At 46.4% G+C, this 14043-nt stretch carries 12 protein-coding genes; 10 read left to right on the forward strand and 2 right to left on the reverse strand.

The window, feature by feature from the left end; translation table 11 throughout:
• Positions 1-169 precede the first annotated feature (169 nt).
• Positions 170-793, reverse strand: coding sequence for a histidine phosphatase family protein (locus Q1A86_RS05675; protein WP_299803983.1), 624 nt, complete (start codon positions 791-793; stop codon positions 170-172).
• 249 nt (positions 794-1042) lie between these two features.
• Between Q1A86_RS05675 and metH the strand changes: the two genes are divergently transcribed.
• The gene (gene metH, locus Q1A86_RS05680; protein WP_299803986.1) at positions 1043-4798 is read left to right on the forward strand and encodes a methionine synthase; all 3756 of its coding nucleotides are present in this window, start codon (positions 1043-1045) and stop codon (positions 4796-4798) included.
• A gap of 103 nt (positions 4799-4901) precedes the next feature.
• Here metH and Q1A86_RS05685 read toward each other — a convergent pair whose 3' ends face one another.
• Positions 4902-5642 carry a hypothetical protein gene (locus Q1A86_RS05685; RefSeq protein ID WP_299803989.1) on the reverse strand — a complete coding sequence of 247 codons (741 nt, stop codon included), beginning with the start codon at positions 5640-5642 and terminating at the stop codon, positions 4902-4904.
• A 475-nt stretch (positions 5643-6117) separates the two neighbouring features.
• Here Q1A86_RS05685 and Q1A86_RS05690 point away from each other — a divergent pair, with 475 nt between their 5' ends.
• The 9 genes from Q1A86_RS05690 (at position 6118) to Q1A86_RS05730 (ending at position 13607) form a co-directional block, all read left to right on the forward strand.
• Positions 6118-6288 (forward strand): hypothetical protein, encoded by a 171-nt coding sequence (locus Q1A86_RS05690; RefSeq protein WP_299803992.1) that lies wholly within the window; start codon positions 6118-6120, stop codon positions 6286-6288.
• Positions 6289-6609: 321 nt separating this feature from the next.
• Positions 6610-7527, forward strand: coding sequence for an urease accessory protein UreD (locus tag Q1A86_RS05695; protein ID WP_299803995.1), 918 nt, complete (start codon positions 6610-6612; stop codon positions 7525-7527).
• Between the two features lie 89 nt (positions 7528-7616).
• Positions 7617-7919, forward strand: a complete 303-nt coding sequence (gene ureA / locus Q1A86_RS05700; protein WP_299803998.1) for an urease subunit gamma — start codon at positions 7617-7619, stop codon at positions 7917-7919.
• A gap of 61 nt (positions 7920-7980) precedes the next feature.
• Complete coding sequence (locus Q1A86_RS05705) at positions 7981-8298, forward strand: urease subunit beta (RefSeq protein ID WP_299804000.1); 318 nt, start codon at positions 7981-7983, stop codon at positions 8296-8298.
• A gap of 2 nt (positions 8299-8300) precedes the next feature.
• A complete protein-coding gene (ureC, locus tag Q1A86_RS05710) occupies positions 8301-10004 on the forward strand; it encodes an urease subunit alpha (protein ID WP_299804002.1) in 1704 nt (567 codons plus the stop codon).
• A 73-nt stretch (positions 10005-10077) separates the two neighbouring features.
• The gene (gene ureE / locus Q1A86_RS05715) at positions 10078-10590 is read left to right on the forward strand and encodes an urease accessory protein UreE (RefSeq protein WP_299804004.1); all 513 of its coding nucleotides are present in this window, start codon (positions 10078-10080) and stop codon (positions 10588-10590) included.
• Between the two features lie 3 nt (positions 10591-10593).
• Positions 10594-11277, forward strand: coding sequence for an urease accessory protein UreF (locus tag Q1A86_RS05720; protein ID WP_299804007.1), 684 nt, complete (start codon positions 10594-10596; stop codon positions 11275-11277).
• 157 nt (positions 11278-11434) lie between these two features.
• Positions 11435-12058, forward strand: coding sequence for an urease accessory protein UreG (gene ureG, locus Q1A86_RS05725; protein ID WP_299804009.1), 624 nt, complete (start codon positions 11435-11437; stop codon positions 12056-12058).
• 310 nt (positions 12059-12368) lie between these two features.
• Positions 12369-13607, forward strand: coding sequence for a RidA family protein (locus Q1A86_RS05730; RefSeq protein ID WP_299804013.1), 1239 nt, complete (start codon positions 12369-12371; stop codon positions 13605-13607).
• The last annotated feature ends 436 nt before the right edge of the window (positions 13608-14043 follow it).

The following is a 14043-nucleotide window of genomic DNA, read 5'->3' on the forward strand; positions in this document are numbered from 1 at the left end:
TTTCCGGCTTCTCCCGTCTTTGCTTTTTCCTAGGAGCTTTCTTTGCCTTGCCGTAAGCGCAACGTTCTGTAAGTGACGCAGTCAAGGCCGCAGGCCGCTCGGCTTTAATCGTCTTTGCTTTCACCGTCTCAGCTTTTTCCTGCTGTTCCTAGGGCCTAGGACCTTCTTTTTATCCTAGAACCTTCTCTCCCCAATTCAAGGTCATATATTGCTTGTCGCTATCGTGCAGCACATCAATCTCAGCCTTTGCTGCATAAGGTAATTTAAGTGAGGTATAAAAACCTGCGGCATGTGTTATTCCTAGAGCCTTCGCCATCAAGTGACGCATCACGCCGCCGTGAGTCACCAGCAACACACACCGACCTTTATACTCTTCAAGCATGGTCAGCCATGCCTTGTCGATACGCAACTCAAATGCCTGCATGGATTCGCCATTAGGCGGCGCAACAGCCCAAGGATTAGCCCAGTAAGCATCAAGTTCTTCGGCATGCGACTGATATAATGCATCGAATGTTTGCCCATCCCAATCGCCAAAATTCAGCTCTTTAAAGCCAGCATTTGTTGAATAAGCCGCCCCCTGAGTTAATGCAAATTCCTCAGCGACATTAGCGCAGCGAATAAGTGGGGAGCTCAGCACCGCATCGGGTGCAAAACCGGGGCTTTGAAGCCCGCCAAGCACGCTTTGCATCTGTTGCTGACCTTGCTCTGTCAGCGCAACATCGATCTGGCCGCGCAAAATATTGCCACCTTCGCATTCTCCATGTCTAAGCAAGATCACCCTTGTGGTTTGCATGCTTACCATTTTCCTCTATTGTTTATCAGCTACTTACATAAAATTCATAGGCTTTTAATGCTGAAAAAGTATCATGCTTTAGCACTTGCACTTTTTGTTACGCCTCACGTATTATGGACGTCTATACGTATAAATGTCCAAACAAAAAGTCTCTCTATTAACGAGAGGCGCTTAAATGAAAAATTACGGACATGATTTACCAAGAATAATTTATAAAAATACTCTTTTGCGAACTGGTAGGAATTATCTATGGCAACCTGTACCCCAACACATGCCTTGAGCGCGGTAGCACATACTCCAGACACTGCCGACAAGGTTTTAGCTGTCCTTACCCAAAAGCTTCATGATGGGATCCTTATTCTAGATGGTGCGATGGGAACCATGATCCAAGATCGTAAGTTTGAAGAGCAAGATTTTCGTGGCGAGCAGTTCAAGGACTGGCATTGCGATGTAAAGGGCAACAACGACATGTTGGTACTTACCCAGCCTCAAGCCATCAAGCAGATCCATAAAGACTACCTATTTGCTGGCTCAGACATCATCGAGACCAACACCTTTAATGCCACCCGTATCGCGATGGCAGACTATGACATGCAGGCGCATTCGGCAGAGATTAACCTTGTCGGAGCACGCCTTGCTCGCGAGGCCGCCAACGAAGTTGAAGCCGAAACCGGGCGCCAGTGTTATGTAGCCGGTGTACTCGGCCCGACCAACCGTACTTGTTCTATCAGTCCTGATGTAAACGATCCTGGGTTTCGTAACGTCAACTTCGATGAACTCGTCGAAGCCTATATCGAATCAATCAATGCCCTAATTGCTGGCGGCGCGGATATCATCATGGTGGAAACCATCTTTGATACGCTAAACGCTAAAGCCGCGCTGTTCGCGATTGAAACCGTATATGACACTCAAGGTTTCCGTCTGCCAATTATGATCTCAGGCACCATCACCGATGCCTCAGGGCGCACACTTACAGGCCAAACAACCGAAGCTTTCTATAATTCACTGCGCCACGTTAAGCCGCTATCTATCGGTCTTAACTGTGCATTAGGGCCAAAAGAGCTGCGTCCCTATGTGGAAGAACTATCTAAGATCTCTGAATGCTTTGTATCGGCACACCCGAATGCCGGTCTACCTAATGAATTTGGTGGCTATGATGAAACCCCTGAGCAGATGGCTGAGGTTATCGAAGAGTGGGCACAAGAAGGATTCTTAAACATTATTGGTGGCTGTTGTGGTACCACGCCTGATCATATTCGGGTCATTCGCGAAGCCGTGATCAAACATCAAGCCCGCCCATTACCCGATATTCCAGTCGCTTGCCGTCTATCAGGGCTTGAGCCTCTGACCATAGATGAGAACTCGCTATTTTTAAATGTGGGTGAGCGAACCAACGTCACGGGTTCGGCCAAGTTTTTACGCCTAATCAAAACCGGCGAATATGAAGAGGCTCTGTCAGTTGCGCGCGATCAAGTAGAGAACGGCGCACAGATCATCGATATCAACATGGATGAAGGCATGCTCGACGGCGCCGAAACCATGCATAAATTCCTTAACTTAATTGCCTCAGAGCCTGATATCTCACGAGTGCCGATCATGATCGACTCCTCTAAGTGGGAGGTGATTGAAGCTGGCCTTAAGTGTATTCAAGGTAAAGGTATCGTTAACTCTATCTCCCTAAAGGAAGGCGAAGATAAATTTATCGAGCAGGCCAAACTCGTTAAGCGTTATGGCGCTGCAGCGATTGTGATGGCCTTTGATGAGGTTGGTCAAGCCGACACCAAAGCGCGCAAAGTCGAGATCTGTACCCGCGCTTATAACGTGTTGGTTGATAAGGTCGGCTTTCCGCCAGAAGACATCATCTTCGACCCAAATATCTTTGCTATCGCAACGGGTATCGAGGAGCACGACAACTACGCCGTCGACTTTATCGAGGCAACCGCTGAAATTAAACGTACCCTACCTCACGCGATGGTCTCAGGCGGTGTATCGAACGTATCGTTCTCGTTCCGTGGTAACAACCCGGTACGTGAAGCGATTCACGCCGTGTTCCTGTATCACGCGATTCAAGCAGGTATGGACATGGGGATCGTTAACGCCGGACAACTGGCAATTTATGACGATATCGATGCAGAGCTTAAAGAAAGAGTCGAAGCCATAGTCCAGAACTTGCCTTGCAAAATTGCCGATACCAATAACACCGAGCTGTTATTAGACGTCGCGGAAAAATTCCGCGGTGATGGCAGTCAAGCCGTAAAGAAAGAAGATTTAGAGTGGCGCACTAAGCCAGTTAATGAACGCCTTGCTCACGCACTAGTGAAAGGTATTACCGACTTTATCGATGAAGATACCGAAGAAGCCCGTCAGCAAGCCACGCGCCCGCTGGATGTGATTGAAGGGCCACTCATGGATGGTATGAACATAGTGGGCGACCTATTTGGTTCAGGCAAGATGTTCCTGCCGCAAGTGGTCAAGTCTGCCCGAGTGATGAAAAAAGCCGTGGCATACTTAAACCCTTATATCGAACTTGAAAAGGTCGAGGGCCAGTCTAACGGTAAGATCTTAATGGTCACCGTTAAAGGCGATGTCCACGATATTGGTAAGAACATCGTGGGCGTAGTGCTAGCCTGTAACGGTTATGAAGTGATCGACTTAGGCGTTATGGTACCAGTTGAGAAAATCATCGAAGTAGCCAAGGCGGAAAAAGTCGATATTATCGGTATGTCAGGGCTTATCACCCCAAGCCTCGATGAGATGGTGCATAACGTTAAGAGCTTCCATAAAGCGGGCTTAACCATACCGTCGATTATTGGTGGTGCAACCTGCTCGAAAATTCATACCGCAGTAAAGATTGCGCCCCATTCACCAGAAGGTGCCATCTATATTGCCGATGCGTCACGTGCAGTGCCTATGGTGTCTAAGCTGATTAATGATGAAACACGCCAAGCGACAATTGATGCAGCCTATGCAGAATATGACATGATGCGTGAAAAGCGTCTGTCGCAGACTAAGCGTAAAGAGATCACCACCATTGAGGCGGCGCGTGAAAACCGCTGTCGACATGACTGGGATAACTACACACCATTTGTGCCTAATCAGCTAGGCCGTCAGGTATTTGATGATTACCCACTAGAGGATTTGGTGGAACGCATAGACTGGACGCCATTCTTTAGAAGCTGGGAGCTACATGGTCACTTTCCACGTATTTTAGATGATGAGGTCGTGGGCGTTGAAGCACGTAAACTATTTAGCGATGGTAAAGCCATGCTAGATAAGATCATCAATGAAAAATGGCTTACCGCTAAAGCTGTGATTGGCCTGTTCCCAGCCAATACCGTCAACCATGACGATATTGAGCTTTACACCGATGAGAGCCGTAGCGAGCTTGAACTAACAACTCATCACCTACGGATGCAGATAGAACGCGTGGGTAACGACAACTTCTGTTTAGCCGACTTTGTTGCACCAAAAGACTCTGGTGTTGCTGATTACATGGGCGGTTTTGCGGTAACTGCAGGTCACGGTATTGACGAGCATGTGGCGCGCTTTGAAGCCGAGCACGATGATTACAACGCGATTATGCTCAAATGTTTAGCAGACCGTTTAGCCGAAGCCTTTGCCGAGCGTATGCATGAGCGGGTACGTAAAGAGTTTTGGGGTTACGCTAGCGATGAAGCGCTCGATAACGAGGCGCTAATTCGTGAAAAATACAAAGGTATTAGACCTGCGCCCGGTTACCCTGCTTGCCCGGATCATACCGAGAAAGGCCTGCTTTGGGACTTGCTTAAGCCTGATGAAACCATCAGTCTTAATATCACCGAAAGCTACGCCATGTTCCCAACGGCAGCGGTATCGGGGTGGTACTTTGCCCACCCTAAGTCTCGCTATTTTGGCGTGACCAATATTGGCCGCGATCAGGTTGAAGATTATGCGGTACGTAAGGGCATGAGCATCGAAGAGACCGAGCGCTGGTTAGCCCCAGTGCTAGACTATGACCCTGACTAAGAGTCAAGCTGAGTAGAAAAAAGCATCGGCCTTGAGCCACAGGGCAAACTTGTTTGCCCTGTGGCTCAAGGCCTAAAGCAAAAAGCCGTCCCTAAAACAAAGCCTATAAAATATTACTCATACAAGGCTTGGCACTCGTAGAGGCTTTATCATTATTCAGTGATAAAGCCTCATACTGATTGATGTTCATCGCGACCTGACTTAACAAGCCTTCGGCGCCTTTCGCCGCCTCGCTCTCATAAATCAAAGGCACCATAGTTAAGTGGTGGGATTTTGCCTGTGCATCGATAAACTGTAACTGGGCCCAAAATAGATTTGATATAAGATGAAACAGGCAGCTGCCTATCCCAAGGTGACGCCACTTTGGTACCACATAGGCATAAAGCAGGTAACAACACCCCCCGATTTGGCGCTCATTACAGGTATTATCGTCCGAATACCAAGAATCGATCAGACCAACATTAAAGGTCACAAACGCCACAGGTGTACGCTTTTTCTCTTCAGCATATGCGACTAGTCGGTAGTGTCTTTGATGCCTGCTTTTCGACAGTTGACTTACTGGGTTAAGAGTGTTGAAAACCTGCTGAATGGCAGCATTATCATCAGCACTCTTGCTACAGAAGTATTGCTGCAGAACATTGGTGTTTTCAGGCTTTGAATCATCATAAATACTAATACAAGGCATAACTGATGACTTATCGAGCCCGATAGAGGACGGAGCCTGAAGACGTAAATCTTTTTCAGTTAATGTTTGAATGAAGCCATTGTGTAGTTGGCAGTGACTAAAATCATCAAGTAGGTGCAATAAGGAAAATAGCTCCGCCTTACTTTTATGAGATGCCATATACCGCTCCACTCAATAAACCCATTATCTGTACAGATAGCAAACAATCAGAGTTAATACAGACAATATTTTGCATTAACTATAGGCGCTACTTCTTTACCTGTAAAACAGCTTAAACCCATAACTGCAGCGGGTTATAGCAAAGTTTGTATCAAGCCATTGTATATAAAAACAAAGCATCAGCCTTGATGCCGTGAGCAAACTTATTTGCTCAGTGACCGCAGGCCTACAACATACACTAGCCCTGAGTGAAAGAGTCAAATTTGTTCGCTCGGCAACTGCAGGCATAACGTACAGCTCTAAAACAAAGCAATAAGCCCCTAAATTTAGAAATCAGATTTTCTTCGCACTTGTCGCCCACTTAGTGATCTCTATCATTGTTTTTCGGTCGAAAAGGTTTACTATGGCGGCTTCTCAGGAGGAATGTTCTTTCCTCCGCACTGCTTACCACAATTTATTTCAGGATATACACACAATGAAGAGTCTTCTTCCTACATTGATCATGCTATTGATCCCTTCTGTTTCATGGGCACATCCAGGTCACGGTTCTGTTGGTTTATTCCATCACTTATCTGATGTTGCACCTCTTATCTTACTGGCCGTAATCGTAGCTGGCTACGCGATTTGGGTTCGTTCAAAGCGTTAACTATTCACAACTTTTTATTCAATAGATTTTAAAAGCGCTCGCAGCCGATCCTTCACTGAATCGTTTGAGCTTTGTTGCTACCTTTAGTTTAGATCTAGTCCGGATTTAGCCTAGATTTAGCTCAGACTCAGCTTAGTTTCCGTTTAGATCTTGCTTAAGCCTCACTTAGGCACAGCCTAAAACCTCATCAATATTCATATTGATTGAGTAGCCTAGTTGCGCGCGTTTTTCTGAAATCTTCATTTATTTTGCATGCTCATTTATGAATATGCGAACTGTCGGCTTGCTATTTTGCCTGCAATATTTGGATAAATTTGATTAATGAATATTCCTAATAGCGTTTGCTTTAAACGCCCTGACTCTACTGGCGGCTGGCGCGCAGAACTCAGCCTTAAATATGGCTTCAAGCGAGAAAAAACTCGTCTTTTAGAGCGTCATCAGCTCGGGCCTTTAACAGTACAAAAAACGTTCTTTCCTGACGGTGCAGCTTGTCACACCTATCTGTTGCATCCCCCTGGAGGCGTAGTCGGTGGTGATCTGCTGAGTGTCGATATTGATGTTGGCGCCAAGGCCCATGCGTTGCTGACCACCCCCGGTGCCACTAAGTTTTACCGCAGTAATGGCGAGCAAGCATGGCAAAGCCAAGAATTAAGCGTCAAAAAGGACGGTTTACTTGAATGGCTCCCCATGGAGAACATCTTCTTTCCTGGGGCGAACTGTAAATTGCTAACACAAATTAAGCTGGCAGCAGATGCACGGTTCATCGGTTGGGAAATGCAGTGCTTTGGTCGGCCAATGCTAGATGAGCACTTTGATCATGGCCAAGTATTAGGGCAAACCTTTATCCGTCGTAATGACCGAGTATTACTGGCGGAAACGCTACGAGTACAAGCGCCGAGTCATGTCGAACAAGCTGCTGCATTACGAGACTTTGCCATGTCAGGAAGCCTGTATATCACTCCTGTTGAGCCTGAGCTAATTGCGAAGATTAACCAAGTGATTGACGAGCTGCAGATGCGTTTTAAAGCCGACGTTTTGCTCGGTACCAGTGAAATTGGCAGCGCATCAACCAGTAGTGCAATGTCGTTAACCAGCGGTGCAGAAGATAGCTTGATGATAGTGCGAGCCTTAGGCCAACAAACCGAGCCTATGATGGCCAGTTTTGTGCAGATCTGGCGCTGCGTTCGCCAACACTGGTTCGGTGAATACCCAGAGGTGCCAAGAATATGGTCCACCTAACCCAAAGCACACAGAGCCAATGTCAGTAACACCAATAAGATGGTCACCATCGCCTCGATATAAAAATCGATTTGAAAGAGAAAAAAACCATGGAATTAACCCCAAGAGAAAAAGACAAGCTGATGCTATTTACTGCTGGCTTAGTCGCTGAACGCCGATTAGCACGTGGCTTGAAACTCAATTACCCAGAGGCAATAGCCATAATCAGCTGCGCCATTATGGAAGGCGCTAGAGACGGACGTACAGTAGCCGAATTGATGAATTACGCCCGCACGATTCTGACCGCTGAGCAGGTTATGCCGGGCGTGCCAGAGATGGTGCATAACGTTCAGGTGGAATGCACTTTCCCTGATGGAACTAAGTTAGTTTCGGTACATGAACCAATTGTTTAAACACAGTTTAAGCACTTTCGTTCAGTAAGTCGTTCGTCGATTAAGTTGTTAAAGGAACACCATGATCCCTGGTGAAATCATTGTAAATAAAGCGCTCGGTGATGTTGAGCTCAACCAAGGCTATGACAAACAATCGTTAACCGTAGCCAACATGGGTGATAGACCGATTCAAATCGGTTCCCATTATCACTTTTATGAAGTAAATGAATTCTTAAGCTTTGATAGAGAGAAAGCCTTAGGGTTTCGTCTCGATATTCCTGCCGGAATGGCAGTGAGATTTGAGCCCGGTCAAAGCCGCACAATCGCACTCGTCGCGTTTTCTGGAAAACGCATAATTCAAGGCTTTGATGGCCAAGTAATGGGACAAATTCAGGAGTAAGTATGGCTACCATTTCAAGACAGGCTTATGCCGACATGTTTGGCCCAACCGTTGGCGATAAAATCCGACTAGCCGATACCGCTTTGTTATTAGAAGTCGAGCAAGATCTCACCACCTATGGTGAAGAAGTTAAGTTTGGTGGCGGTAAGGTGATCCGCGATGGCATGGGCCAAAGCCAAGCGTTAAGTAAAGATTGCGCCGATGCAGTGATCACCAATGCGCTTATTCTAGACCACTGGGGCATAGTCAAAGCCGACATAGGTATTAAAAATGGGCGCATTAGCGGTATTGGCAAGGCGGGGAATCCTGACATACAACCCAATGTTGATATTGTCATTGGCGCTGGCACTGAGGCTATTGCTGGTGAAGGTAAGATCATTACTGCAGGTGCAATTGATACCCATATTCATTTTATCTGCCCACAACAGGCTGAAGAGGGACTGTCTGCAGGCACAACGACCTTTATCGGTGGCGGCACCGGGCCTGTTGCAGGCTCAACCGCAACCACTGTGACACCAGGTACTTGGAACATGCATCGCATGCTTGAAGCCGCCGATGACTTACCTATTAATGTCGGCTTATTTGGCAAAGGCACCGTCAGTAATCCAGACGCCATTCGAGAACAAATCACTAATGGTGCCATGGGGCTTAAAATCCATGAAGACTGGGGCGCAACCCCTGCAGCCATTGATACCTGCATGACTGTTGCTGATGAGATGGACGTACAAGTTGCCATTCACTCCGATACGCTAAATGAAGGCGGCTTTTACGAAGCCACAGCGAAAGCAATTGGCGATCGCGTCATTCACGTATTCCATACCGAAGGCGCTGGCGGCGGTCATGCACCCGATGTGATTAAATCGGTGGGCGAAGCCAATATTATTCCTGCGTCAACTAACCCAACTATGCCATACACCATTAATACCGTAGATGAGCATTTGGACATGTTGATGGTGTGTCACCATTTAGATCCCGCGATTGCTGAAGATGTCGCATTTGCTGAATCGCGTATTCGCCGTGAAACTATTGCCGCTGAAGATATTTTGCATGACTTAGGTGCTATCTCAGTAATGAGCTCAGATTCACAAGCAATGGGCCGAGTAGCTGAAGTGGCCATGCGTACTTGGCAATGTGCCCATAAGATGAAATTGCAGCGTGGCCCACTCGAAGGCGACAATCAAGATTCTGATAATACTCGCCTCAAGCGCTATGTCGCCAAATACACCATTAACCCAGCTATTGCCCACGGAATAAGCCATGAAGTCGGCTCAATTGAAGTCGGAAAATTGGCCGATATCGTGTTGTGGGAGCCGGCTTTTTTTGGGGTTAAACCCGCTTTAGTCTTAAAAGGTGGCCTTACTGTTTATGCACCTATGGGCGATATCAATGGTGCTATTCCAACGCCACAACCCGTGCATTACCGCCCTATGTACGCCGCTACAGGTAAAGCTCGAGCTGCGACCTCGATGACCTTTTTACCAAAAGCCGCAATCGATGCCGGTATACCTGCAAAACTTAAATTAACCCACTTAATTGGTGAGGTAAAAGGCTGCCGCGATATTCGTAAGAAAGACATGATTCATAACAGCTACACCCCAGAGATAGAGCTCGATTCGCAAACCTATGTGGTAAAGGCCGACGGCATGCCCTTAGTGTGTGAACCGCTAGCCGAGTTGCCAATGGCGCAGCGCTATTTCTTGTTTTAGTTTGTTTTCGCTTTCAACTCCCATACCGACTGAGCCATTAGCTGGCTCAATCGAGCTTATTGAAGAGGTAAAAATGATTAAGTTAACCCAAGTATTAACTGCTGCATCACAGGTTGACGCCACGGTGTGTTTGACCATGGTCGAGCGCACGAAAAGTCGTTTACGTATCACCCTTGAAGATGGCCGTGATGCTGGCTTGGTACTACCACGCGGCCATACTTTACATGCTGGCGATTTGCTCGTAAGTGATGACGGTTTTGTGGTTGAAGTGATTGCAGCCAAAGAGCAAGTCTCGACGGCAAGCTCTGATGATCCGACCTTGTTTGCTAAGGGCTGCTATCACTTAGGTAATCGCCATGTGCCTTTACAAGTCGAGGCAGGCTGGTGCCGTTATCAACATGATCATGTACTCGATGAAATGCTAATCGGCTTAGGTTTGCAGGTTACTGTAGAACAGCAAGCCTTTCAGCCTGAACCCGGCGCCTACGGGGGCACCACTGGTGGCCATTCCCATGGTGACGCCTACGACGATAGTTTAGAAAAGGCAGGTCAAGAGCATAGCCATTCACATCTCCATGAGCATTAGTCGATGTATAGCGCTCACAATATGTTGCCAGAACTACGCCTCTATCAGCTTATCAGTCCATCACTTCCTGTAGGCGGTTTTACCTATTCTCAAGGGCTTGAATGGGCCATTGATAAAGGCTGGGTAACGACACCGCAAGCACTGGAAGATTGGCTTAAAAGCCAGATGTTAGCGAGCCTAACCAGCCTTGAGTTACCCATTTTAGTCCGTATTCAAAGCTATCTGGCCGCAGATGATTATGTCCAGGCGCAAGCTTGGTGTAACTACCTTTCCGCGAGCCGCGAAACTAAAGAGTTACGGCTAGAAGAGCACCAACGGGGCATCGCCTTTGTACAGTTACTCCCTAAGTTAGGCATAGCACTGACCCCTGAGCTAACCACCATGGTGAAAACCACTCAGCTAGCGGCTTTTGCGTTAGGGATGAATCAATGGCAGATCCCGCTAGAGAAAGCACTTGGCGGCTACCTATGGAGCTGGCTTGAAAATGCAGTGGTGGTCGGTATCAAGTTAGTGCCTCTAGGTCAAAGTGCTGGTCAACAGCTCTTGATGTCGTTAGCCGAAAGCATTCCTGCTGCGGTAGAAAAAGCACTAACTATAGCTGATGAAGACATTGGGAGTTTTACCCCTGCGCAGGTCATGGCCAGCTGTCGCCATGAGCACCAATATACTCGGCTATTTCGCTCTTAGCTGGGCTGTTAATCGACAAGAAGACTTGCCATCGAGCGAGTTGATATCCCCTAAGGCCGTATCACTTAAAGCAACAAAACTTAAAGGCTTACCCATTGAAATACGAGCTCTTTAAGTCAAAGCATTAGGTACACCTTAACCAGAATTAGGAATAACAATGACCGAATTTGATTATAAACAACCACTGCGGATCGGCGTAGGTGGCCCCGTGGGTTCAGGAAAAACAGCACTGCTAGAAGTGCTATGTAAAGCACTGCGTGATAAGTACCAAATTGCGGTGGTGACCAATGATATTTACACCCAAGAAGACGCTAAGATTTTAACCCGCTCAGAGGCATTAGATGCTGACCGCATTATCGGGGTTGAAACGGGCGGTTGCCCCCATACAGCCATTCGTGAAGATGCTTCAATGAACTTGGCGGCAGTTGAAGAGTTGGCCAAGCGCCATAAGAATTTAGATGTGGTGTTTGTTGAAAGTGGCGGCGATAACCTAAGCGCGACCTTTAGCCCTGAACTTGCCGATATTACCATTTACGTGATTGACGTTGCCGAAGGCGAGAAGATCCCCCGCAAAGGCGGCCCTGGGATCACCCGCTCCGATCTGTTAATCATCAACAAAATCGATCTTGCCCCTTATGTTGGCGCATCACTGGTGGTAATGGACCAAGATACCCAACGTATGCGCCCTGAAAAGCCCTATGTATTTACCAATATGAAAACCGGTAAAGGAGTGCCAGAGATCATCACCTTTATCGAAACCGCAGGCATGCTAAATATCTAAATAGGCAGTAGAGGTCGTCGCATGGCTTGATGCATCGCAGCTTCTCTATACCGCAGAGTCATATATCTGAGTCGTCATGAACTCGACAACATAGAAACTCAATCTGTTATGCCAGCCAAACTAGCTAGCGCTGTGAATAACGCACTACCGCCGAATCAGCATCATGATTTGGCTAAGAAAATAGTAAAAGTAACGGTTAACAAATATCAACCTTTACTTTTATAACCGGTGACTTTAGCAGCTAAGTATCCATCGCTATCACCATAGAACTGACATTCAGTTAACTACATCTAAGAGGTAAAATACCAATATGAGTCACGACATAAAAAAAGTTTCAAGAAATACAGACAATGCACCACAAAATTCTGTTTCTACTCAAACTGTCGCCTTTTCTCATTACAACAATATTTCAGCGCAATTACCTATCGATCCTAAAACCGATGATATCGTGATTGGTAGCGTAAAAGATCAAGCTAAACAATGTCTCGCTAATATCAAAGCCATTGTTGAAAGTATCGGCCATGTGATGGACGATATGGTTAAAATCAATGTGTTTGTTAAAAACATCGAGGATATGGACGCTATCGATGAAGTGTATGCGACATTCTTCTCAACTCCTTTTCCTACCCGCACTGTGATTGCGGTAAAAGAGTTACCTTTGAGTGATGCATTAGTGCAAATGGACGCACTTATTTCTAATGGTGAAGGCACTGCGCCGCAAACTCCATGTGCACTAGTGAAAGTGTCAAGAAACACCAAAAATGCACCGTTAACAGCGATATCGACACAGACGGTGGCTTTTTCTCATTACAACAACCTTTCGGCTCAATTACCTATCGAGCCTGCCACCGGAAAACTAATTGCTGGTGGGGTAAAAGAGCAAACTGAGCAGTGTCTTAATAACATCAAGGCAATTTTAGCAAGCATCGACCACGTCATGGCTGATATCGTTAAAACAACCATATTCGTTAAAGATATCGCTGATGTTGCAGCAGTAAATGAAGTGTGTAACGCGTTTTTCGAAGGCTATGTGCCTGCACGTACTATTGTTAATGCAGCAGCTTTACCTATGGGAGCTTTAGTGCAAATTGATACAGTAGTGTCCCACGGTGATGGCACGCCACCACAGCCACCAGAAGATACTCAGTTTATCGTTATCGAAGCAAGCAACAGCGACAAGGCTCCACATGCCCCCTACTCACACACTGTGGCATTTTCCCATTACAACCATATTTCAGGCCAGTTACCCATCGATGCAACAACTGGCGAAATCGTTAGCGCTGATGTGGCTGAACAAACTAAGCAATGTTTAAACAATATAAAAGCCATTATCGAGAGCGTCGCGCATGTGATGGATGACGTGGTAAAGGTTAATATTCAAGTTGCCAATATCGAAGATATTGACGTAATTGACTCTGTCTACAGCAGCTTTTTCAAGCAAGAGCTTCCAGCAAGAACCGTCTTTGCAGTGTCAACATTGCCAATGGGAGCACGGGTGCAAATAGATGCGGTTATTTCAAACTGTGAAGGTACGCCACCACAAGCTTAACAAGCGTTTATTGAGCGTATGATGGTCCAAACATCCATTTAGAACCATCCATAAAGCCCCTATTTCTCAAGCTATTTATCATAGTGTTGAGCTAGGGGCTTTACTTTAAATATTACGCCTAACCTTATGGTTCTAAAACTTACAGTGATCAAGTCATTCATATAACCATTGCAACAAAACTTTTAAAGCATCTCACTAACGACCTCTAGTGATGTTCAAATGCTAAGCTGATACCTTAGTCTTAGCGATCGCAGAAACCTCCCATCGCTCGGCCTCAACTTTCCCATAGAAAAGCCGCTTTGCAATAATCCCTTCACTTAATCAAAATCCAGATGTCACTTGGTATTACTCGTTAACAGTAACGAGCCTGCATTCCGTTAAAAATGAAACCAGCAGTTCCCAATAAGCCGTATACACTTATATCTATGGATAATAC

The sequence above is a fragment of the uncultured Shewanella sp. genome, assembly GCF_947497935.1.
Lineage (GTDB): Bacteria > Pseudomonadota > Gammaproteobacteria > Enterobacterales > Shewanellaceae > Shewanella.